At 56.1% G+C, this 22,826-nt stretch carries 14 protein-coding genes and 3 pseudogenes; 7 read left to right on the top strand and 10 right to left on the bottom strand.

The genetic code is table 11. From position 1 onward, the window contains the following. Positions 1–801 precede the first annotated feature (801 nt). From C7G61_RS10245 to asnB, 3 genes are read left to right on the top strand one after another with little or no spacing between them, the layout of a single operon-like run. Entirely contained in the window at positions 802–1,554 is a 753-nt protein-coding gene (locus tag C7G61_RS10245) for a WecB/TagA/CpsF family glycosyltransferase (RefSeq protein WP_244608230.1), read from the top strand. 3 nt (positions 1,555–1,557) lie between these two features. After that, positions 1,558–1,692, top strand: coding sequence for a hypothetical protein (locus C7G61_RS46985; protein ID WP_274542264.1), 135 nt, complete (start codon positions 1,558–1,560; stop codon positions 1,690–1,692). 60 nt (positions 1,693–1,752) lie between these two features. Next, positions 1,753–3,627, top strand: a complete 1,875-nt coding sequence (gene asnB / locus C7G61_RS10240) for an asparagine synthase (glutamine-hydrolyzing) (protein WP_108513940.1) — start codon at positions 1,753–1,755, stop codon at positions 3,625–3,627. Here the strand turns inward: asnB and C7G61_RS10235 are convergent. The 3 genes and pseudogenes from C7G61_RS10235 to C7G61_RS10225 form a co-directional block, all read right to left on the bottom strand. Continuing rightward, positions 3,614–3,955, bottom strand: a pseudogene (locus tag C7G61_RS10235) (IS66 family transposase); the annotation flags it as partial. The gene asnB and the pseudogene C7G61_RS10235 overlap by 14 nt on opposite strands. A gap of 160 nt (positions 3,956–4,115) precedes the next feature. Continuing rightward, positions 4,116–6,473: a non-hydrolyzing UDP-N-acetylglucosamine 2-epimerase gene (gene wecB, locus C7G61_RS10230; protein ID WP_108513938.1), complete on the bottom strand. Its 2,358-nt coding sequence runs from the start codon at positions 6,471–6,473 to the stop codon at positions 4,116–4,118. 585 nt (positions 6,474–7,058) lie between these two features. After that, positions 7,059–8,339, bottom strand: a complete 1,281-nt coding sequence (locus C7G61_RS10225) for a glycosyltransferase (RefSeq protein ID WP_108513937.1) — start codon at positions 8,337–8,339, stop codon at positions 7,059–7,061. A 250-nt stretch (positions 8,340–8,589) separates the two neighbouring features. Here C7G61_RS10225 and C7G61_RS10220 point away from each other — a divergent pair, with 250 nt between their 5' ends. From C7G61_RS10220 to C7G61_RS10200, 3 genes are all read left to right on the top strand, one after another. Continuing rightward, entirely contained in the window at positions 8,590–9,876 is a 1,287-nt protein-coding gene (locus C7G61_RS10220) for an acyltransferase family protein (protein ID WP_108513936.1), read from the top strand. A gap of 622 nt (positions 9,877–10,498) precedes the next feature. Then, positions 10,499–11,338, top strand: coding sequence for a polysaccharide lyase family 20 protein (locus C7G61_RS10210; protein WP_108513934.1), 840 nt, complete (start codon positions 10,499–10,501; stop codon positions 11,336–11,338). A gap of 477 nt (positions 11,339–11,815) precedes the next feature. Beyond that, on the top strand, positions 11,816–13,429 hold the full coding sequence (locus tag C7G61_RS10200) for a polysaccharide lyase family protein (RefSeq protein WP_108513933.1): 1,614 nt from the start codon (positions 11,816–11,818) through the stop codon (positions 13,427–13,429). 160 nt (positions 13,430–13,589) lie between these two features. Here C7G61_RS10200 and C7G61_RS10195 read toward each other — a convergent pair whose 3' ends face one another. The 6 genes from C7G61_RS10195 to C7G61_RS47370 form a co-directional block, all read right to left on the bottom strand. Beyond that, a complete protein-coding gene (locus C7G61_RS10195; protein ID WP_108513932.1) occupies positions 13,590–14,951 on the bottom strand; it encodes an O-antigen ligase family protein in 1,362 nt (453 codons plus the stop codon). Positions 14,952–15,005: 54 nt separating this feature from the next. Then, a complete protein-coding gene (locus C7G61_RS10190) occupies positions 15,006–16,166 on the bottom strand; it encodes a glycosyltransferase family 4 protein (RefSeq protein WP_190241750.1) in 1,161 nt (386 codons plus the stop codon). A 923-nt stretch (positions 16,167–17,089) separates the two neighbouring features. After that, positions 17,090–18,004, bottom strand: coding sequence for a hypothetical protein (locus C7G61_RS10180; protein WP_108513929.1), 915 nt, complete (start codon positions 18,002–18,004; stop codon positions 17,090–17,092). Positions 18,005–18,119: 115 nt separating this feature from the next. Next, positions 18,120–19,661 carry a lipopolysaccharide biosynthesis protein gene (locus tag C7G61_RS10175; protein ID WP_108513928.1) on the bottom strand — a complete coding sequence of 514 codons (1,542 nt, stop codon included), beginning with the start codon at positions 19,659–19,661 and terminating at the stop codon, positions 18,120–18,122. Positions 19,662–20,209: 548 nt separating this feature from the next. After that, complete coding sequence (locus C7G61_RS10170) at positions 20,210–20,965, bottom strand: FkbM family methyltransferase (RefSeq protein WP_108513927.1); 756 nt, start codon at positions 20,963–20,965, stop codon at positions 20,210–20,212. After that, positions 20,890–21,213, bottom strand: a complete 324-nt coding sequence (locus tag C7G61_RS47370; protein WP_420836751.1) for a choice-of-anchor Q domain-containing protein — start codon at positions 21,211–21,213, stop codon at positions 20,890–20,892. Before C7G61_RS47370 ends, C7G61_RS10170 begins: the two co-directional genes overlap by 76 nt. Here C7G61_RS47370 and C7G61_RS10165 point away from each other — a divergent pair. Then, positions 21,190–22,381 (top strand): annotated as a pseudogene (locus tag C7G61_RS10165) (IS3 family transposase). The gene C7G61_RS47370 and the pseudogene C7G61_RS10165 sit on opposite strands and share 24 nt — an antisense overlap. Positions 22,382–22,645: 264 nt before the next feature. On the opposite strand, the pseudogene C7G61_RS45535 reads toward C7G61_RS10165, so the two are convergent. Then, positions 22,646–22,801: pseudogene (locus C7G61_RS45535) on the bottom strand (integrase core domain-containing protein); the annotation flags it as partial. Between the last annotated feature and the right edge of the window lie 25 nt (positions 22,802–22,826).

Raw genomic sequence — 22,826 nt, 5'->3', positions numbered from 1 at the left:
TCAATAAGCTCCGGCGGAGCCATCCTTGGCAATTCCCGCCTAACAGTGCGGGCTTTAACGGCGAAGATCAATCCGACGCTCTTCTGAGAACGCTGCGCAGCGATGCGCGATAATATCCTTGGTACCCAACCAGCCTGAAGATCCTAAGGCTCTCTCTATGACCTTACTACTTTTAGTGGCTTACTCACAAGCGTGGTGTCCAGCTGGCGAGACCGGCTTCTAATCCAATGTGGAGCGCTAAATGAAAGATGATCCTGCTTGATTGGACGACGTAGGGAGGACAGACCCGCGGCCTGCCTTATAGCGACAGTCCGATAGAACGCGAATTTCGCAGCCTTCCAACGATTCACCCGGACGTTTGCCGTAGTGAGACGACGTTCGCTCCAATAGTTGCGTTACTGAACGTCCTAACCGCTTCGTCGAAATTTGTGATGTCGGGCTTCCCCGACGCCAAGGGTAGTATGCAACACGGGGTAATGTTCGTGCTACCTTCGCGCCACACCAGGTAGCAGCTGGGTAGAAACTTGCATCCACTACCTAATGGCGCCGCCTGATTCCAATCCGTTTTCAATGCGCATCGGCTCGGCTCGATGTTCAGCTTGCGGCCTTACGTAGACGGCAGCTGGGTACTCACAACTGGGTAGCCACTCAGCCCCCGTAACAACCCTTTTGCTCGCACTAGCTCGGCACGCCCGAATGCTATTGTAGTGGGATGAATCTTGAGGTGTTCAGACTTGGCTAGCGGCCGCGGGGGTGGAGATGCGTGCGTCACTTCTAGGGTGCCCCATTGATGTCCTGACGATGGCCGATACGGTCGAACTCGCACGCAAGGCGATGCATAGCCAGCAGCGCTTGCAACACGTTGCGCTCAACGTCAACAAGTTCGTCAGCATGCGCTTTGATCCGGTGCTCGCTGCCGATGTCGCTAGTAGCGATGTGATCAGCATCGATGGCATGGGCATCGTGTGGGGCGCGCGGGCACTCGGCCTGCCGGTCAAGTCGCGGGTAACCGGCATCGATCTGCTCACCGAGCTTCTCGCACTCTGTGCAAGCGAGGGCTTCAAACCGTATTTTCTCGGGGCGACGCCCGGCGTGTTGCAACAGGCCGCGCAGCGAGTCCTCGACAAGCATCCCTCGATCGCGTTCGCAGGCCTCAGGGACGGTTACTTCACGCGCGAGCAGGAGGCCGACGTGGTCTGTGAAATTCGGTCCAGTCGCGCCGACTGCCTTTTTATCGGCATGCCGACGCCGCGCAAAGAGCACTTCCTTGCGTCCCATCGCGATGCGCTCGGCGTTCCCTTTATCATGGGGGTCGGTGGGGCGTTCGATATTCTTGCCGGCGCAGTACGGCGGGCGCCGGTTCGCATGCAGCACCTTGGGCTCGAATGGCTGTACCGCGTCTATCAGGAGCCGGGGCGCATGTGGTGGCGATATGCCAAGACCAATACGTTGTTCGCCGGAATTCTGGCCCAAGCTATTGTACGCCGGAGCCTGGGCATGGCACCGCGAGCGAGCAGCGCGCTGCCGCCTGGAACGAGCCAGGCGGGCGGGTGAGGCGTGCAGAAGCACTTTCTAGTTCTGTCAGGTACCTATCCGGAAGCGATCAAGCTGCTTCCGGTGATCAGCCGTCTCAAGGCCGAAAGGGGTATCGCCATCACCGCCTGCGGCAATGGCGCAGCTGGTTCGTTTTAGTTGATAGCTTGATCGCAGCGTCCCCAGAAGGAGCACAGTGGTCCAGATAAGGCGTCTAGCATGTGTGGGATATTTGGATGGGTTCTTGGGGCCGCGACGCATCAGGATCGCAAGACTCTTGTCAGCCTTACCGATTTGTTGGCTCATCGGGGGCCGGACGGCTCGGGCTACCGGCTTTACAAGACGACTGATGAGCGATTTCAAATCGGTCTCGGCCACCGCCGGCTCTCGATCATTGACATCGGTGGCGGCGCGCAACCAATGTCGAGTGAGGATGGCCGCTTCACCTTAATCCTCAACGGCGAAATCTATAATTACCTCGAACTGCGAGAGGAACTCGTTGCCCTTGGCCATCGTTTTCGCACGAACTCTGACACGGAGGTGCTTATCGAAGCATATCGCGCCTGGCAGCTCCACGCAGTACGCAGATTGCGCGGCATGTTCGGCTTTGCGTTGTGGGATGAAGCAGAGCAGCGACTAGTACTTGCACGCGACGCCTTCGGCAAAAAACCACTGTTTCTCGCCGAACTGCAGGGTGTTCTTCTCTTCGGCTCGGAAATTGAGCCGCTCGTTCAGTTTCCGGGCTTTAACCGAGCGTTCGATTCCGAAGCGCTGGGCCACTATCTTCTTAATCGTTATGTTCCGGGACCTTCCACTTTTTTCCGCACGGTGAAGAAGCTGCAGCCTGGTCACTATGCCGTATGGCAGGGCGGAACGCTGAGAACGACACGCTATTTCACGCCACCGTTTGCGACAACAGTGCCGGACGTTAAGTCCTTCGACGATGCAATTCGCCTGTTCGAAGGGGCATTCGATGAGGCTGTTCGCATTCGCATGCGTAGCGACGCGCCGTTTGGCGCTTATCTCTCGGGGGGCATTGACTCGTCGGCGGTCGTGGCAACCATGGTTAGGCATAGCGCGGAGCCCGTGCGAACTTTCTCAGTAGGCTTTCGGGAGGCGGAATATTCGGAGCTCGATCATGCGCGCGTCGTTTCAGGTCAGTTCGGTACGATTCACAATGAACTATTCGTCGAACCCGACTCCTTCATGGAACATTGGTCAACCGCCGTCTTGCGCCGTGGTGCTCCGGTCAGCGAGACATCTGACATCCCGATCTTCATGCTTTCGGAGATGGCCTCTAGCAGCGTGAAGATGGTACTCACGGGAGAAGGCGCCGATGAGTTGATGGGTGGATATCCGAAGCATCGGGCTGAGCAATGGATAGGTCTGTACCAATGGCTGATGCCCCGGCTGTTGCACGAGCGGCTGATCTATCCGCTGGTGCGTTCATTGCCCTATGGGATGAGGCGCATAAAGATTCTTGCGTTGGCCGCGGGCGAGCGCGACCTTGTGAACCGAATGCGAGTGTGGTTCGGCGGCACTACGGTTGCTGAAGTTGAGGCGATGCTAGGCCGGCCCCTGTCGGCAACGCCGCCAGACGTCTATCCGTACTCGTCTGGGCTCAAATCTAGTCTGCGTCGTACACTATTCTTCGATCAGACGTCCTGGCTTCCAGATGATCTGTTGGAACGAGGCGATCGAATGATGATGGCGGGGTCGATCGAGGGCCGGATGCCATTTATGGACACGATACTGGCCGGCGTCGTGGCCCGCTTTCCGGACCAATTTCTGACGGGAGGCAAGGGCGGCAAGACTGTGCTGCGCGCGGCAATGGACAAGATCCTTCCACCGGAGATCGTACGGCGGAAAAAGATAGGATTCCGTGTGCCGATCGGAGAATGGTTTAGAGGCCCTTACCGTGATTTCGTGCAGGACATGCTGGTGAGCGAAACCTCCAGTTTAGCGCAAATGATAAGCGGCCCTGGGCTCCGTAGGCTTGTGACAGAGCACCTTAGCGGTCGACAGAACCACGAGAAGAATCTTTGGTCATTGATAAATCTCGAGATCTTCTTGCGTACATTCAAGTGCACATGAAAATGACCGGCTCGCTTTTTGACTCCGTCTGCGGAGTCCGGGCGATCGAACTATTTTGACTGTAGATCGCAGCCGCGCGCCGGCCGCTCTCATCGGAGCGTAGCTCGCGTTTCGGCGGCATTGTTCGACATGCCCAGGCGCCATCATCAAGAGAGCGGATGGCTGCATTCCAGCGGCTGAGGCAGTAATTGATTGGCTTGGTCGTATCGCTGTTCTTGGAGAGCTTGGCGCGCTGTTCACACAACCACGCCTCCAACTCGACGATCAAGGGTTGGCTACGCTCCTGGCGCACGCGCAAACACTCCTGCGGCGCGAGGCCGTTGATCTCGAGTTCGACGCTAAACTGGAAGCTCGGCTCACCAGCATGTCCTGTACGAAATCACGGTAAGGGCCTCTAAACCATTCTGCGACCAGCACACGGAATCCGACCGTTTTCCGCCGCACGACTTCGGCGGAAGGATCTTGTCCATTGCCGCGGCGCAGATTGCCTATGAAGCTTGTTGAACATCTGTCTCTGAACGAGGTCGTCCATCATTGATACGCCGCGATTGAGTTCGGATACGGCTTCTCCTAGCCCGGATTGCCACGGTTCGCCGGTCCTGGGTCACCTCGGCGTTGATCAACTTTTCAAACGAAAGCAGCGGGGATCCGAATTTCCTGGATGCGTAGACCGTATGATTCGAAAGAATGACCAGCACGTCCGCCCAGCCATCGACTTCTTCGATGGGGAAGAGGTCGAGATCCCAATCTTTCACGAAGGGATCGTGGCAGCGGATTTCGTATCTTTTCGATAGAAGCCTTGCGACCTCCAAAGCCGGAGTTTCGCGAGCATCGTCAACATCCGGCTTGTAACTCACTCCCAAAATTCCGATTTTCCTGGCGGACGAGGCGATCTTGTTTTGAATTCGCTCGGCGGTGCGCTTCGGCATTTCGTCATTCAGTTCGCGCGCCGTTCTTATAAGATTCAAATCACCGCCGATGTCTTCGGTCAAGAACCACGGATCGATGGCGATGCAGTGGCCCCCGACGCCTATTCCCGGTTGCAAAATGTCGACGCGCGGATGTTTGTTCGCAAGCTGAATCGCAGCCGAGATGTCGAACCTGAATCTATCGGCAATCAGGGAAAACTCGTTCGCGAGAGCGATATTGACGTCGCGGAAAGTATTTTCCATGAGCTTTACGCACTCCGCCGTCACGAGGTTTGTCTGGTGAATCGCACCCTTCGCGAATGTCGAATAAAGGCGCGCCGCTCTCTGGGCTGGTTCCGGCGACATGGCACCGATGATGCGATCATTGTGCACAATCTCATGGAGCGTGTTGCCGGGAATCGCTCGCTCCGGACAATGCGCGACTTCGACTTTCAAATGTTTCGATTGGAGGATTGGAAGTACGATATCTTCACAGGTCTTCGGCTTGATCGTCGATTCGATGATAAGGAGATTTCCGTCTTTCATAACGGGAAGCAGGCTGGTCACGGCCGAAAGAACGAAGGACAAATCGCATTTCTTATTTTCGTGCGGGGTCGGTACTGCCACAACGAAAACGTCCGCTGCCGCAGGCTTCGTTTGAGCTTTGAAGTTTCCCGTCTTCAAGGCCGCCGTCAACAATTCCGGAATGCCGGTTTCTTCGAACGGGCAGTGGCCGCTGTTGATCTCATTCACTTTCTTCTCGCTGAGATCAAAGCCGGCGACCTTTATGCCCGCGTTCGCAAACAAGAGGGACGTCGGAAGTCCCATGTAGCCAAGGCCCACAACGCAAACGGTATCCTGCTTTTGCGGCACCGGCTGCACATGTTGGTCCATGACGATGTTGAGAATTCTCTCGGCGGTGTGGCCGTCTCCAAACGGATTCGTCCAAGGGGTCATCGGGCGATTGAGAGCCGCGACCATCGCCTCCGCATCTCGGTGTACCAAAACATTCGCGCCGACGTCGACGGTTTCAGGCCGTTCCGTGTTATCGCGAATCGTCACGCAAGGTACGCCGAGGATACAAGCTTCTTCCTGGACACCGCCGGAATCAGTAATAACGGCGGTGCAATTCGAAAGCAAATTCAGGAAATCCGAATAGCCGACTGGGTCGGTCCAGGTCAGATTCCCAGGCAAATCAATCTTGTTTTCCTTGAGAACCTTCTGTGTGCGATAGTGGATCGGCCAGCACACTTGGCCGGGGATTTTCGCAATCAGTTGGATGATTTCCTTCAGCGCATCCGGATCATCGACGTTCGCGGCCCGGTGGGACGTAAGGAGGTAATATCCCTTCGTTTGTAATTTCAGTTCAGAAAGAATCTGACTCGTTTTCTCCGCGCGGACCCGGTGAGAAAGTAAAGCGTCGACGATCGTGTTACCGACCTTGAAGATTTTCGAATCCGGAAGACCTTCTTTTTTAAGGTAACCGACCTGCAAGTCGGTGACAGCAAAAAGATAATCCGAAATATGATCGGCGATGATTCGGTTGCTTTCTTCCGGCATCGTTTGGTCAAACGAGCGCAATCCGGCCTCGATATGCCCGACCTTGATATGAAGTTTGCGCGCCGCGAGTGCGCCTGCCACCACGGTGTTCGTATCTCCTTGAACGAGCAATACATCGGGCTTCTCCGACATCAGGATCGGCTCAAGCGCGATCAATATGCGGCCCGTTTGGTTCGCGTGACCGCCGGAGCCGACATTCAAATTGTACTTCGGTGCGGGAAGATCGAGTTCCGAGAAAAAGATCCCGTCGAGTCTCTCGGAGTAATGTTGCTTCGAATGGATGATGAGGTAATCGAGTTTTCGCTTCTGGCATTCGCGGATAACCGGCGCCATTTTGATGATTTCCGGGCGAGTTCCAACCAGAATGGCGATTTTCATCGGTCCTCCATGAGAGGCTTCTCAACCAAATGTCACTACGCTTTGCCCGCGGTGGCTCAGGGCTTTGCGTATCGCACAGCTGCGCCCGTTCAAGGTGTTTGCGGGCTGAGTAATTGCCGGTACAAAATGCCGGAGAGTTTGCGCATCCTTGAAAAAGCCGGGCAAGCATAGTCCCTTGGACCGGTTCGTGGCTCGGACCCATTCGGATTACCCATTCTCGATCGACGAGAAGCCGAGACCAGCCCGTCGGCGAATGGTAGAGACGCCCCACCGTGATTGCGCAAAGAAAAAAGCAATGAAGTCGGCGCCAAGTATCCGACGCTCGGCATGTTCAATCTCAAGGTGAGATCGCGCCAGTCATGGGATAAATGATGATCGTACCGGGAAGGTAGAAACAGTCGGCGGCCACGGTACATCAAGCCAAGCGCGAGGCAAAAAAGGAACGCCACCTGTAGCTTACTATTTTTAGTCTCTGATTACCCTTCCTTCGTAACAGTCAGTTCGGGTCCGGAAATCACATATGCCAGCAGACCGATAAGCACCTTCGAGGCAGCTCGCATATCTGCGGATCTGCGTTCGACCGTGTTAGATCTCGCATCGACGGCTTTCCACCAAAAGCCCAGTCAAAAAATCCCTGTAACTCTCGAGCATGGGGCCGGCTGCAAAATTTTCGGTCACAAATTTGGATGCAGCACGTCCAACGGTTTCTCGCTTAAGCGGGTCGCTCAGCGTCTGGAGAAAGTTTACCAAGGACATCGTATCTCCGGGCGGGAATAGAAAGCCGGTCTCCCCAGGAAGTACCATTTCGGCAGCATTGCCGACGTTGCTGAGAATGACCGGCAGACCCATTGCCATCATTTCCAAAGCGACAAGAGACGCCGCTTCGGAGATACTACACAGAACGCCAACGTCAAAAGCGCTTGTGTAAGGTCGCACGTCCTGCTGGAAGCCGGCGAAGACAATGTGCTCCGACACCCCGCTTTCGCTGGCATACTGCTCGATACCTGCTTGCGTAGGGCCACCTCCTACGAGCAGGGCCTTGGCCGGATGCCCTTGACTTCGAAGTATTCGTATGGCGTCAATCAACTGACGATGATTTTTCTGCGGATAAAAGCGAGCGCACAAGCCGATTACATAATCGCCTGGTCCCAATCCCAGCATTGAGCGGGTCCGGTCTCTCCATTCAGTGATTGAATGGGTTGAGAATCGACGCAGGTCCACACCATTCCGAATGACGGTGGAGGTCGGAGGTAGATATCCTCGATCTTCCCATAGCTTGCGCTGATCCTGGGCAACGTAGATCATTGCGTCCGCCCGTGCGACAACATAGCGGTAAATGGGTTGGAGTACCCGATCCCTCGCGGTTAGAATGTCAGGGTTATGCAGGATCAAAACGAGTTTAGTATTTGAGCCTGCCAATCGCCGTGAAATAGTCGCGAACAGCAATGGCCGCTCGTCTACCGCGACAATTACTTCGGGGGCGTGGGTGCGGATCATTCGCGACACGCCTAATGCTGTGCGAATGTCGTAAATCCGATTGCCATTAAGCATCTCAACGGAGCTTTGGCTGAGATTTGCCTGCTTGATAGAGCTTTGGCTGAGATGTGCCGGCTTGATAGATTTTTGGCCTAGATCTGCCGCCGAATAGCTGCTTGTGAGGCCCACGATCGTGCAGATGTCGCCGTGGGCCGCCAGCGCATTCGCAAGCTGATATGTATGACGCTCAGCACCTCCCGTTCCAAGACAGTTAAGCACAAACATCACTCGCATAAAGTCACCCTCCGTCTTGATCCCTGGAGGAATAGAAAAAAGGTACGCCGACAACGCTCCGGGTTCTAGGATGGCGTCGCGCGCCTGGCGGAGCATTGTATGACATGCATACCGCCAACGACGCGGCAGTTTCAGGACGCGCAATCCGAACGGGTCGCTTCCGGATAGGTTTGCTTTCGGGCATGCCGCTCGTGGATTTGCTTAGGCCGACCGCATCATAGCCTGCACTGCCTTCCGCTGCGGACTTTCTCGTGGATTGCGGACAGCGAATATTGGGTAACCCGAAAGGTCGAGCAGCGGACCGGCTCAATGGATTTATGGTTCCCGTTAATCAACGGGACTCTTCATGGCAGGAAAATCAGAGCGCAGTTCCTACATCGATGCCTTCCGCGGCTTTGCGATTCTCGCCGTGCTGTTCCACCATTTCTTCTACCGGCAGATCGCTGCGGCATACCCGTTCGATGCGTCCCGGTTGCTGTCTCCGGCAGCAATCAATCACGGACATCTCGGTGTCGGCCTGTTCTTCATTCTTAGCGGGATGGTTTTCTATCGACCCAACATCGCTGATGACTGGGGAAAAGTGCTGCGGTTCTACTTCCAGCGAGCACTTCGCTTATGGCCTCTCTACATCCTGACAATTTTGCTCCTGGGCTACCTCAAGCAGTACGACCTCTTCACCTTCGCCAAGAGTTTCGCACTGCTGCTGACCGGCATTCACGACTTCATTCCTAAATATTGGGAACCATCCTGGGCGCTTTGGGTGCTGTGGTCGCTTGGCGTAGAGATCATCTTTTCAATCTCGTTGCCGGGGCTTCTGCTCGCCGAGCGACGGCTCGGCCTTGCCCGCGTTCTCATTCTGGCGGTCGTATTTTGCTTCGTCTATCGCATCGTCGGCGACCACGTCTGGATGACCCGGCACCCTGATTACCCCAATCCTTTCATAAATCCCCTCAAGGACAATTTCATCGGGCGACTTGACGATTTCCTGTTCGGAATGGCCGCGATGCGAGCGGTCCGCAACGGCGTCACGATCAGATCGGCCTGCGGCTGGCTGGCTCTCCCCGGACTACTGCTTGTCGGCTATTCCTGGTCATATCTCGAAGCCGTCCCGCGCGGCTGGCCGCAGTCGGTGCTTGCGTCAGCAAACCATACCGGGTTCGCGATCTGCAGCGTAACGCTGATCTTGGCGGTTCGGCGCTCGAAAATCTGGGATAGCTGGGCCTCCCAGCCCTTCGTCTTTGCCGGCACCGTCTGCTATTCGGCTTATGTCATCCACGCTCTTCTCCTCAGCAACATGGACTGGCCGAAGGGGCTCGATCTCGAAACACTGCTGGCCTTCGGTCGCTTCGCGTTTGGCACCTTGCTGCTGTCAGCTATTTCCTTCGCGACGATCGAAGCAATCGGCATTCGACATCTCCCAGCTTGGGCGCAGTGGACGAGACTCTTCCGCGGCGGCTCCTCAGTCCTCAATCTAGCGATCTGGCACAAATGCAATCCGATATTTCCCCGCCGCACCATCGACGGGAATTGGACCGGTCTTGCGCAGACGTGGCGTCGCCAGCGCAAAGACGGAAAGTGGGAATACCGCCGCGACGAGCCGACGGTCGATGACTGGTCCAACAGACAGTACTAGAAGCCGACAATTGGAGCCCTGTCGATGAGCCCGAGAGTGCCATACCCGAAGAGCCTGTAACGTTGCCCGTCTATGCAGAAGGCGGACATCCAACTTCACATGCTATCAACGCGCTCGGCTGATCAGCGAAACCTTGCTTGTACGGGCCATGAAGCGGGTAAAAGGTACATCGGTCGCATACTACGATTCTTTCGATGACTTCATGACCCGCCACAATGTGGCACCCCCGTCGCCCCTTTTGCCTTCGATATTCCTGATACGCCAAACAAGGTGCAAAAGGAATCCGATCGATGGTGAACGAAAACAAGAAACGAGGCCACCTCGGTTGGCGGCTTCTTTCATTCGAGGACGGCCTCGTGCGCAAAGGCCATGCTTTCGGGATCGTTTTGCTCGAACCAGATTCCACGGCGTCCGGGCTGGCGAAGACCGTGACGTGCTCGGGCGTCGCCAACCTGCTTGCCGAGTTGAGCTCTCCGATGCTTCATGGATGTTTGGACGATGAACCTCCGGGTTCGCACATGAGAAACACGAAGCCGATGTGGGTAATCCCAAAGGGTCCACACATGGCGCGAGTTTTGAATTATGCGAAAGAGCGTCGAGTCACCGGAACTTGAGATATGCCGTGCACAAGATTGTCAAGCTCGCGACCGCAAGCATAGTCCTTTGCCTACTACTCGCGTGTGCGGCCGAGGCTGTTTTCCTATTTTCAAGCATTTTCATGATGGGGCGCTTCCCCATGCACGATGAATTCGTAACCCGCGATTTTTCACAATGGAACCGCTTGGCAAAACAAATTTGCTGCAGTGGCTCGGCAATAGTTGTTGACGCGCCCAACTGGAATTCCAAGAGCGCCGTGAGATTCACGATAGGCTTCTATGATCCCCTCGTTAAGGGGAGTCATCGATCCGAGTTCCGATTGAAAGCGACAGAGTTTCACCGGCTGTACGAATATGGATTGAAGATTTTCGTGCCACCTGATTGGCAGTCCGATAATAATCAGGTCATAGTGACGCAGATGCACAACGTGCCAGACAATTGGAAAGGTGAGCCGGGGCTCCAGCCTCCGCTAGAATTGAGCTTAGCCAATGACAGCTGGGTTATCCGGACAGCTTGGGGGCGAGCTCCAACGTGGCTCGACCCAAAAGGAGACACTCGTCGTGACATTCCATGGTCGCAGCCGTTTGAACGTGGAAAGTGGACCACCTGGACTTTTCGTACCAAGTGGTCGCTTGATGAGGATGGAATTATCGAGGTGGAAAAAGACGGTAATGCAGTTCTTCAGAAGCGCGGCGCGAACTGTTACGACAATTTGCTGGCTCCCTACCTTAAATTTGGAGCCTATGCTCCTGGTTGGATCAACTTAAGCGCACCTCCTGAAATTAAGACCAGAGAGATTTTTTTTACGGACGTTTCTGCGCGGGAGGTTTTGATGGCGCCGACTGGACATATTGTTGAGCGATAGGCTGTGATTTTTCGGATTCTCGAAATCTGGGAGATCACGATTGCTAGGGCTGATCCCTTCCGCTGAAGGCCGCATTGTCAGGTGAGGCGCGGTATTGGAGAACGTGATAAGGTCAGCGCCGAAGTCGGGCGGCTCGAGGCGGTTGAAACGGATCGTCGGCGACGCTGTTCCGAGGACGAGAAGCTCAGGATCGTTCTGGAGAGCTTGCAGGCCCCGCGCCAGGTCGCGGCGACGGCGCGACGATATTCGCGCTCGTTGCTGCGTAAGCATCCGGCGAGGCTTTCAATTACCTAATTTGAGCACTCGGGCTGATCCCGCTGATCGCCCGAAATCTTGCGTCGAACGAATCATTTGTGGTTCCTTGCTGAGCAGGAGATCAACGACAATCAGGATGAGACAACGCCGATGGAATCAGGTGCGTGAGAAAGTGCTAGGCTTCCTTCCTCCGCACAGGCGAGATCCTTGAGAGGGGGGCACATGCGACGGCGCGATCTTCTTACCGGATTGTTGGCCACCACAACGGCGAGCGCCATGCAGACGGCCGCCGGGCTATCATGGCCCGCCATCAACGATGAGACCAATGCGCTCGCTTCTGTCATCTCGCCTGCACCGAGCAGCACTTGGCTGCAGCAGGTCGATATCTTGATTACTACACTCAAGCAGAGCGGCATCTGGGCGACGCTCGATCTGTTCTATTGCTTCGCCGCACCATCCCAGAGTGCTTGCAGCTACAACTGGGTCGACACAGCCACAGGCCGCCTCACTGCTAGTGGTGCCATTGCTTATAATGCCAACAGTTACCTGGCAGGCGATGGCTCAACAGGCTGGTTCTCGACCAACTTCCAGGTCAACAGCGGCAAGGCTACCGATGGCAATTCCGCATTTGGGCACTTTTGTCTAAATGAGTGCACAGCCGACGATGTTAGTCCGTTCCAGTGCAGCGGCGAGAAACTGTTTATCGGTCACAAGGCCAATGGCTCTGTAATTAGTAACATCATAGCGGGCCTCAATACTTCGGATGGAATTTCCCTCAGCAGCATCTACGGCTCGACCGTTGGACATTGGGCGATACAACAGAATGACACGACGGCGCAGATTCAGGTCTTTCTCGATGGCTCATCGATCGGCACCGGCACCGCAACCCACGCTGCGAGCGTCGGCACCGTTCAGATCCTCAAAAGCGCGCGTGGTCATTGCACGTCGCGTCAGGTTGCCTTCGTGCATTATGGATCGAAGCTGACAGCGCAGCAGCAGCTCGATTTCAGCAAGGCACTCTATAGCTTCCTGACCGCGATGGATGTCAGGCCGAAGATCGGCGGTCTTGGCTTAAGTACGGGGCCGACCAATGTCGCGCCCTATAAACATCTCCCGACCGGGAGCGGAAACAACCTAATTTATCCGGTCACGACGTCGACTAGTGCTCTTAATGGGTCCTTGCAGGGTCGTGCCGGGGCTTATCCCTATTGTCTGATCAAGGTGAACGATCCAAATTATCTCAATCTATATCGCTTCGAGGTGCATAAAGGTGATCCTGCCCCATTCGATGGTGCCAGCATCGATCGGATTCAATTCAATACCGCTCATCTCTTGATTCCGTGGCAAGTGACCGGCGACATCTCGTTTGCATTCTTCATAGAGCCTGGCTCGACCTTCGACTGCACCTTCTGTGATCTTCCCGATCTTCACGATCAGACTGGCGGCGTCAATTCCGGACCGACCCATGCGCTCTATCCTCGTAACGGGAATTATGGCGTCTGGGTCCATATCAATCCGACGACCTGGAGTTCTCCCTATGTCAGTTGCGCGACTGGCCGTTGGCATTTCGTGAGGACAACATTCCGAATGGATAATTCTCCCAATGGGTTTGTGCAGACTTGGCTCGATGGCAATCAGCTCTGGAATCGGAGCGGCGTGCAAGTCGGCACGCAAGCCAGGGCACCATTCTGGTGGAATCTGGCGTTGTATCGAGGGAATAACCTAAATGGCCTGCCGTTGGCCGTTTGGTATGCGAACATCGAAATAGATGCATCGGGCTCGCTGCCGTTTGCATCGCGCATCAACAATCCGCTGCCGGTGCCACCGCTGACATGATCGCTCTGGCCCTCGTCGCGGACCAGAGCGAACGTCAAGCCGGACTAAGCGCGTGGGGCAAGGTCAGATATAATCGAACACCATCACGCTTGCTTCGCAACGATGTCCCGGCCTTTGAATCGTCTTGGAGTTCACGTCAGACCAATTTGGTCGGACTGGATCAACGGTGATAGGCATCCAGATCGCGCAACCGCGCCAGGTTGATCATCATCGCAATGATCGGAAATGCGTACATGTTTTCAATTGTTGGAAGGATGTCACACTCAGTCGCCATGCTAATTCCACAACCAAAGATGCACGCGAACAGAGCCCAATACAGGTCACTATTCAGCCTTCGCCCAACTCGCCAGGCAGTAGCTGTTCCAAACATAAGGAAAATGAGAAGCACACCGGTTAAGATCACCCCGCAATCAAGAAAGAAGTTGATAATTGCATTGTGCGCATGGGTGACCGGCATCAGGGTTCCTGATTCCCAAAGTGAGCTCGTCCCCGTTCCATAGCGACCAGCGCCAAACAGGAACAGGCCGGTATCGGTCGTCCATTCATTTAGCAGCGGAACCCAAACGGAAGCGACACGGCCCGTGAACAAGGCATCGGCCGAGACGTCGGAACCGCTATCAAACCCGATCGAAAGAAGAGCTTGAACGGTTGGTCCGATCCACAGGAGCGATGTGAGGCCAGCCGCCGCAGCACCGACGACCAAAATGACAAACCTGCGCCGCAGGATCAAGAATAGGGAACACGAAGCTGCTACTGTGACAAGCGCGCTGCGTGACTGGAGAAGGAGAATTGCCACGAGCGCTAGACCGAGCGGTACGATCCAAAAAGCGCTCCGCGTAAGAGCTCTATAGAGCAACAGCGGTATAGTACAAATGTATATGGTTCCAATTGTATTGTAATGGACTCCAAAATACGTGACGCAGAACTTGGCCCATTCGTCCCGGTTAGCTGGAACAAGGTCATCCATTCCGCTTCGCTCACCTGAAAGCAGAACGGACGGATTCATCAGGACGAGAGCGACGAAAGCAATTGATAGCAAAAGTATCGAAAGGCAGATGACCGTCGTGATCCTCTCGAGCTCCTGAAAGGAGCACATGCGCTTAAGGATAAAGAGGAAGGGTAGAAGATAAAAGCTCGGCACAATGCACGATAGTAAAAAGTCAAAGTAGGATTCTGGAAATGAATCAGGGAAGCGGCTGTGCAAAAGGGGCGCGTTTGGAATCGATCTAATGAGGGCGATGGCAAAGGTGGCGAAGTACAGGAGAAGAAGTCTGATGGATGTTCGTTCGAGTTTGTCGGTCGCGTGCAGGGGCGCAGTGTGGAACACCACATAAGCCAAGACGACTGCTGATAACAAGTTAAATGGCTTAAGCCCTTGGATGCCGAACAAATTGTCCGTCATTCGCTGGAAGGGCAACATGAAGACGAACAAGAGAAAGAAAAAGGTGCCAGCTCGCGCGACCGAATGCGGCAACGTGAGATGATAAGGCGCTCGGCCGCTATGGCTCAAAGATGCACTCATCGACCTATCGAAATTGGTTGATCTACTCTAACCGTCGCTTAATCGTCTCGCCATCTAGTCAGGTCGCCGTGAGGAAACTGGGTGTTTTGACTTAGCGACAAGAGGGGTCAAAGCCGCAATCAACTCGCGAGCTTTTGCCGTCGGCGAGTGATTGGCCTTAACATAGGTCTGACATCGTCGAGTGAGCGCGTTGTATTCATTCGCGTCCATGTCCCAGAATGCCTTCACGGATTTGGTAAGTGCCAACTCGTCCTCGGCCGATGCGCCAAGGGTATGACGCACGACGATCGAGTCCGGATCGACTTGCCGGCGCGTCATGACAGGCGTGCCCACGGCAAAAGCCTCGAGGAACACGTTCGAAAAGCCCTCGAAATCTGATGTGCAGAGAAGCATCGTCGCTTCTGACAGAAATCGTTGAACGTCTGCCCGCCGGATATAGCCAATCAGTTCCACGTTTGGCAGATGGCGCAGGCCATTCACGGCGTCCAGCGTCGCTTGATCAACAACTCGGTCTGGCATCCCTGCCACGCGGAATTTGACGGTCGGGAGTTCCTGGGCGATCCGAAAAAGCAATGGCAGGTTCTTTCCATAGCGGAAGACGCCAAGCCAGGCGACATATCTGCGTTCTGCGCGGGGCAAAGGAGCGGCCGCGTCCTCTGCTACGACAACGGCATTATGAAGGACGTGAACAGGCTTGCCTGGAAAAAGCGCTGCCAATTTTCCGCGCTGATACTCATTTTGACAGAGAAATGCAGTTGTTCGATTCCGAGCCCACGAATATGCCAACCATTCATAAGATCGAAGACCGATTTTGCATCGTTCATCGACGTCCTTGTCGTTGACGACGCGGTGAACGAACGGAATCCCGAGTTGGCCGGCGACGAAAGCCATGATGGCGGTATGAACCCCACATACGCCTTGGATCATAATATCTGGACGATAGGCGCGGGCGGCTGCCAATATTTTTGGGATATATGAGTAGAAGTACTTCGCAACCCGCACCCCATGCGCGGGATCATAGGTTTCGATAAGCTTGATTTGCTGGCCCGAACCGACATGGGCCAAGGCACCCTTCCAGGTAAGGAGAGCGGCGTCGTGACCGGCGTTTTCAAGCGCGCGAAGCCATATTGAAAGTTGGACGGCCCAGCCGCCGATCGGATGGTCATCATCCTTCAGTAGATAGGGAATGGAAAAATCTATCGAGAGAATTCGCACCTGACACCCCGAGTTTAATGGGACCGCAATATCAACATGGCACCCAAACTCACACCCTAGCACCATAGTATTTTGAACCGGTCCGCGGCTCGACCCTTTCGGAGTACCCATTCTCGATCACAGGAGAAGCCCAGACCAGCAGATCGCGGAATGGGGTAAGCGCTAAGCCGGGAAGTCAACCGGAATGGAGAGCTTTGGATCGCCGAGCGAGGGAAGTGGTTCTCCGCCGAACGGCCCCGCAGCTCGTGCCGAGTCGCGTGTTCGCCAAGGAACACGAGCGAGCGGCCAAGCTGAGCGCCCTTGGGAATGCAGTCGATCCACGCGATCGAATAGGTTGAACTGTCGCCGGCGTCGAAGGCCGCCATGGGCGCCGCGGGATCGCGCGCCACAACGATTGTCTGGCGAATCCAGCTGGTCTCGTCCCAGCGGAGCTGAATTGTCGCTTCGAGGATCTTGCCTGTCAGCCCATGCCGCCGATAGTGGCGCAGAGGAGCTGTGCGTTGTCCTCTGGCGAGGCGCGCATGATGTCGCCGGCGCCCGTCGGCAGGGTGAGGCCCGCTACATATTCCCGCCTATGGTGGTTCTTGCCCTGAACGTCGGAGGCGATCGCACCGCGTATCTCGTACCGGGGATAACGTCGGCCAGGAGCACTCCCGCTTGAGAACTGGATAAAAGTGGGGGCAAGGTCACTCGGCCTCACGGCGGCGCCGACGAACTTTCGCCGTGGCCGTCAGCTACTCGTTAAGGTCCAGTGCTTTTCAAAGCGTAGTTGACGGAGACTCTTAGGCAGGTGCCCGCGTGCGAGCCAATACATCAAAATACGACAGGCCAGCCGTAGCGCGTCTCCAACAGGGAAGCGTGAAAGCATCCTTTGATTGGCGCGATCATCTCGCAATAAACTCCGTATCCGCTGCCCCCGTACCTCACCTGGGACGGCTGGGCGTTGAGAGCGACCGGTTTTGGCTTGCCGCGCGCAATTGCGCTCCGTCCGCGTCAGGCGACAACACGATATCCTCAATCTCGCTCCCGTCCCGCATCCTGGCCACGATCTCAAATTTGTTCGCCTCGCTAAGCTGGAAGATAGTGCCGTTATTGTTGCCGTCTGCGTGCGTTCGGTTCACAATCAGGAACGAACCGGCACCCATTAGCCGATCCTTGAGATTGTCCACGGCGCGGCGTAACTGCGCCTCGTCGAAATAGCCACGATTAAGCAGATTTGCCACGCGGATTGCGTTGAACCGACCGCGTAGATGCTCCGGGTTCGGCGCCAGTATGTCGTCCTCGGCAAAACTCAGCCGGGCGTTGTCGCGCGCATCCGGGTTCACCAGCAGTACATCCTTCCCTCTTCGCCTCCCATTGGTCAACAGCAACAGTGTGCTTGCAAACGCATTGAGCGCGGCGACCAGGAATCCGGTACCCCTGAAGAAATCCCGCGGCCCATCCAAGGACCATCGTACCGGACGATTGCCGAGAATGTGCTGAATCACCTTGCCGTCGCGGTCGAGAAGAACCTCATATGCCGGCAATAGGGGCACGAGGCTCGCGTGCATGCACAGGTCAGTTGCGACGATTTTCGCATCGATGCCAGCGCGGGCTAGAGCGTCCGCCCATTCGAGCGAGGAAATCCCCGAGGATACACCTACGTCCATGATCTCGCGCGGCTTACGGTCGAGTTTCTGCCACTCGCCGATAACCAGCAAATTGAGATCATCGAGCCGATGGTGGTCGGTGGTCTTGAAGGTGCCGTTGCGCAGGCGAATCGAAGCAAAGAATGCCGCCTCCTGCCTTTGCGTAAACGTATGACCTGCTGTCAAAAAACTCCTTGCATTCAAGATCATGCCGGCCTCCAAAAATCTCGCAATGCGCAAATCCCAGACTTGCCTTTAGATCAAATCATAAATGCGAAAGAGCGCCACTTCGGGTCGAAGTGCGGGCAGTCGATCCAGAACTTGGCTACCAGCGACGTGAAACAATGCTAAGAGGTTTTGTTGGCGCATGGTCACTCGAGATCCAGGAGGCCAACTCCCCAACGGGACGAGATGTATTAGCTAATGCATTTCCTTCTCTTCGCATCTCAGCAAGTGTTCGATAATACCCTGTCACAAACAAGATAGCAGCATAAGTCGCCAAAACGGCAGCAGGCCCGACCGTCGCAGCAATTGGCGCCGACGGGTTCAGCACGTCGACCGACAAACGTACCGCGATTGCGCACGCCGCAGATACGCTCAAAATTTTTCCAAGATTCTTCCAATCCTGCACCCTTGCGATCGGAACGCTCATTACTTTTGAGAGTCGTCTAAGGCAGAGCGCATACACTACGAAGGTGGCCAGTACCGATCCCACAGCCGCGCCCGGCAAGCCGCAATACCAAACACCGACCAAGCTGGTTATTACGGCAAAGGGCAAGATCGAGGCTTCATAACGCATGTTAGCCGACCCTTGTCCGAACACGCTCAGCAGGGTGGTAATTTCAGCCGATATCAACGTCTGAACCAGATAAATGCGCAGTACCGGCGAGCCGCTGACGTACTCGTTTGTAAATAGAAGCTGGATGACTTCATAAGAAAAGGCGAATAACGCCGCAATAGCGGGAAACATAATCGCGCTAATTATCACATTGCCTTGGTTGTTCAGCAGCATTAGCTCTTCGTGGCGGCCAACTGAATGAAGATGGCTCATCTTGGGCAAAAGCAAATTCGCCAGTACGCCTCTCAGGACTTCAAAGGGCATGAGGAGCGTAGTTGCAACTGAAAATATTCCGAACACCCCTGATGAAAAGACCGTGGCCACGATCCATTGCTCGGCTTGTTTTCGCATGTTCCATAGCAAACCAGCCACGCCAAATGGAAGAGCATAACGAAGCTGCGTGCGGAATTGCTGCTTGTCCAGCGGGAACAGTCGAATACCGCAATAGCGTGCAATGAAATAACCCAAAAGCCCGAGTCGGATGCAGGCAGCAAGCGATGTGGCGACCAGCACCTCTTCAAGCCGCCGAAAGATTACTGCTGCGGAAATTATGAGCGCGGCCCTGAGCACGGATGTGGCCGCGATAGCTTGTGCCTGCCATCGAATCTGCCCTGCGGCGTTGGGTAACACGTCGAGTAACAAGCCCAAATTCGAGGCAAGCAGGAAAACCGCAATCAAAAACCCATGCTGGCGCAGCAGGTCTCTCATGGCCGAGGGCAGGGCATTACCAAAGACAAAGACGAGGAGCGCCGCAACCATCGTTGTGGCAAGCAAGAACAGCGCCGTCTGCCCGACATAAAGCCGGCGTCCCTCTGAATCCAAACGGACAAAGAAGAAAAGCAAACTGCGGGGCAGTTCAAAGGCGAACAACAGAGCCACGGTATTTACAAGTAGCCAGAACAGCCGATATTCGCCGAACGCTGCGGGGTCGATCGTTCGCACTAGAACGACCGGCGTCAACAGCATGATGGCCTGTTCGATATAGCGCGCAGCGGAGAGTGCAATGCCTTGACGTGATATTGATGCCATGGAATCAGCGACCTAGACGCTAGCGGCGATGGCGCCGATGAAAACGAAGTTGGCAGGGACGTCGGCCCGCCCCGAGGCTCGACCGCAAAGAAGGTCAAAACTGACCGTGCTCCTTCGGGCAGCAAACAAAGCCCTAAAAACTCACGTGTTCGTTGTGTGACCATCGCCGAGGGCGAGATTTGAGCAAGTGTAAGCAGAACGGTTGAGAATAAAAAGCACTCGATCAAATTCACCGGAGGCTGAGTGGCTACCCAATTGTAAGTACTCCGTAATGCGCTAATTCTCGATCGTTGCACCCAACATAATGGTCTTGCCCTGAGCGAACTTTGTTCGTAAGCGCAGGGTACGCGATGGCGCGCTACCTTCTCGCTGCCGTACGAAAAATTGATCTCGCGTTTTGGGCGCTCAATACGCCGTCGCTCACGCCAAGCTCGGGCCGCATACCGGTCTGAACGAGGAGCAGGCGCGGGTGATCTATGCCGATATCCAAGTCAAGCGGCGCACTACCGCGTATCTGCACGCGAGGCTGCCCGGCGCGCGTCGCTTCGCTACCGAAGCGTGGCGTGTATGTCGTACCAACCGGACAAGGTGCCAGTCGCCTTCGCCCGGCGCCACCGTGACAGGCTCTTATCTGCAGAGTACCACTTGCCGTCACTCTCCCAGGGGCCGGGTCCGGAACTGTGTCCGGAGACGAAAAAGCGCCCGGCGCGCCTGATTTGGCGGCAGTCGGCATAGCCGAGCTCTCGCACGAAGCGCTGTATGATCCGGTCGTAGAGACAGTCCTGGTTGGCGAGCTCGCGGAACGACGTCTGACTGACAATCTTGAATTTGCCGAAGCCGATTTTTCGCGCGTGCTCGACCAGTTCTTCGACGTCGTCCCCGACTTCGAACGACAGGTATTCTGGGCGGTTTTCCGAATTGAGGGAGAGCACGCATATCCGATCCGCCCCTTCGATATCGACCTTGACATAGAACGGCGCACCATAGCGGGAGAGCAGGTCCTGCATTATCATGCTAGGCACCGTGATTGAACCGATCGGGAGCTTGTGCGCCACGCGGTCGCCGAACACGGAACTCGAGCCGGGGTCGGCGCCGCTCAGCACCAGCTCAACGGGATCGCGACTCGTCGAGATCGCTGCGTTGACGCATATCATTTGTCCCGACGCGATCTCGGCGGCGAACTTCTCGGTGGCGCGTTGCGCCAGTTCCGGATTGGCCTCCACCGCGACTACCCGATATCCGGACTGCAAGTAGTACGCGCTGTCCGCTCCGTCGTACATGCCGATATCGAAAACGGTACGCATCTGTGTTTCTCCGTTTCAAATTCGTCGTCTGAGGCTACCTGGCTGCCCCAAGTCGTTGCCGCCTCGAATGCACCGATATCGACGCCTTTGCCCTGGGGCCGCGGCGTTCCATCGTAATCGAATTTCGAGGCGTCTTGAACTTGCCCCTTGGGTCTAATCCAGTTTGAAGTTCGCTCTGGCCCAAGACAAGGACCAGAGCATGACGCGCAACCGCTTTTCGGCAGATCATCGGGATTTTGAAGGAGCACGAGGCCGGCGTTTCCGTCGCCGAGCTGTGCCGCAAGCACGGCGTTAGCGACGCGAGCATCTACAAGTGGAAGGCCGGGTTCGGCGGGATGGAGGTCTCGGAAGCCAAGCGGCTGAAGACGCTGGAGGATGAGAACACGCGGCTGAAGCGGCTTTTGGCCGGCGCCATGCTGGACAACGCAGCCTTGAAAGATCTCTTGGGAAAGAAATGGTGACGCCCCCGGCCAAGCGGAAAGCTGTCGCGCATCTGCGGGAATCCTTCGGGATGAGCGAACGGCGGGCGTGTAAAGCCATCGGCTGTTGCCGCATGACCATGAGATACCGGACGGCCAGGTCGGACGATGCCGGCCTTCGCCAACGGATGCAAGCGATCGCCCAGGAGCGCCGCCGCTTCGGCTATCGTCGCCTGCGCGTGCTGCTCGAGCGGGAGGGATACCTGGTCAACCACAAGAAGCTGTTCCGGCTCTACCGGGAAGAGAGGCTCGCGGTGCGTCGCCGTGGCGGCCGCAAGCGGGCGATCGGGACGCGGGCGCCGATGACGTTGCCGCAGGCACCGAACGACCGCTGGTCGCTCGATTTCGTCTCCGATCAGGCTCACCGAGGGCCGACGCTTCCGCATCCTGACCGTCGTCGACGATTGCACCCGCGAGTGTCTGGCTCTGGTGGCCGACACCTCGCTCTCAGGCATCCGCGTGGCGCGGGAACTAGACCGGCTGATCATCGAGCGCGGCAAGCCCAAAAAGGGTGGTCAGCGACAACGGCACCGAACTCACCAGCAACGCCATCCTGACCCGGGCCGATCAGAGCCGCGTCGTCTGGCACTACATCGCGCCCGGCAAGCCCATGCAGAACGCCTTCATCGAGAGCTTCAATGGTCGGCTGCGGGATCAATTGTTGAACGAGACGCTGTTCACGTCGCTGGCCCAGGCCCGCGTCACGGTCGGATGCTGGCGTGCCGACTACAACGATACGCGACCACACTCGCAGCTCAGATGGAAGGCCCCCTCCGAGTTCGCCGTCACCTGCCATCCGCGCCGGGATCTGGCGCTGCGCTATGCCGAAGGCTCCGCGCCAGCTCCCGTCGCTACCACCGCCCAATCGGTCGAACCCAGCCGACAGGCGAACTCGGGATTGGATAAAACTTGGGGACAAGGTCAGTCTGTGGTTTGATTCAAATCGGGGGTCAATAGCGGGGCTGTTCGGACGCAGCCTGAAGTCCCCGTTCGCGGCACCACGAACTGCAGAGCGTTTCACCGCATGTTTATTGGGAACGGGCTGCTGTTCGTTGGTAGCCCTAATACAGCTTGGCATCTACGGTGAGCTGAGTCGGTTTTGCGCCATGGACGGTTGTCACGTAGGGCGAGACGCCGTCGGGATAAAAAATGTTGCTCATGGCGACCTCGGTCGCCTGGGCGCCGCTTGGGAGATCGGCCGCGGTCGGACGGTGTTGTAGTCTTGTTTCCAGAGCGACAGAACCTCGCTGACATGCACGGGAGAGCTGAACAGCGTTTCGTTCAACAGCTCATCGCGCAACCGACCGTTGAAGCTTTCGATGAAGGCATTCTGCTGCGGATTGCCGGGCACAATGTAGATGTGCATCCGGGTTACGGTCGCC

Source organism: Bradyrhizobium algeriense (assembly GCF_003062295.1).
In the GTDB taxonomy this organism is placed as follows: Bacteria; Pseudomonadota; Alphaproteobacteria; order Rhizobiales; family Xanthobacteraceae; genus Bradyrhizobium; species Bradyrhizobium algeriense.
This window is presented reverse-complemented; position numbering and strand designations above follow the sequence as displayed.

Excerpts from the sequence above, each read along its gene's own strand:
- C7G61_RS10245 (WP_244608230.1), top strand. The coding sequence starts at position 802 with ATGGCCGATACGGTCGAACTCGCACGCAAGGCGATGCATAGCCAGCAG.
- asnB (WP_108513940.1), top strand. The coding sequence starts at position 1,753 with ATGTGTGGGATATTTGGATGGGTTCTTGGGGCCGCGACGCATCAGGAT.
- wecB (WP_108513938.1), bottom strand. The coding sequence starts at position 6,473 with ATGAAAATCGCCATTCTGGTTGGAACTCGCCCGGAAATCATCAAAATG.
- C7G61_RS10225 (WP_108513937.1), bottom strand. The coding sequence starts at position 8,339 with ATGCTCCGCCAGGCGCGCGACGCCATCCTAGAACCCGGAGCGTTGTCG.
- C7G61_RS10220 (WP_108513936.1), top strand. The coding sequence starts at position 8,590 with ATGGCAGGAAAATCAGAGCGCAGTTCCTACATCGATGCCTTCCGCGGC.
- C7G61_RS10200 (WP_108513933.1), top strand. The coding sequence starts at position 11,816 with ATGCGACGGCGCGATCTTCTTACCGGATTGTTGGCCACCACAACGGCG.
- C7G61_RS10195 (WP_108513932.1), bottom strand. The coding sequence starts at position 14,951 with ATGAGTGCATCTTTGAGCCATAGCGGCCGAGCGCCTTATCATCTCACG.
- C7G61_RS10180 (WP_108513929.1), bottom strand. The coding sequence starts at position 18,004 with ATGATCTTGAATGCAAGGAGTTTTTTGACAGCAGGTCATACGTTTACG.
- C7G61_RS10175 (WP_108513928.1), bottom strand. The coding sequence starts at position 19,661 with ATGGCATCAATATCACGTCAAGGCATTGCACTCTCCGCTGCGCGCTAT.
- C7G61_RS10170 (WP_108513927.1), bottom strand. The coding sequence starts at position 20,965 with ATGCGTACCGTTTTCGATATCGGCATGTACGACGGAGCGGACAGCGCG.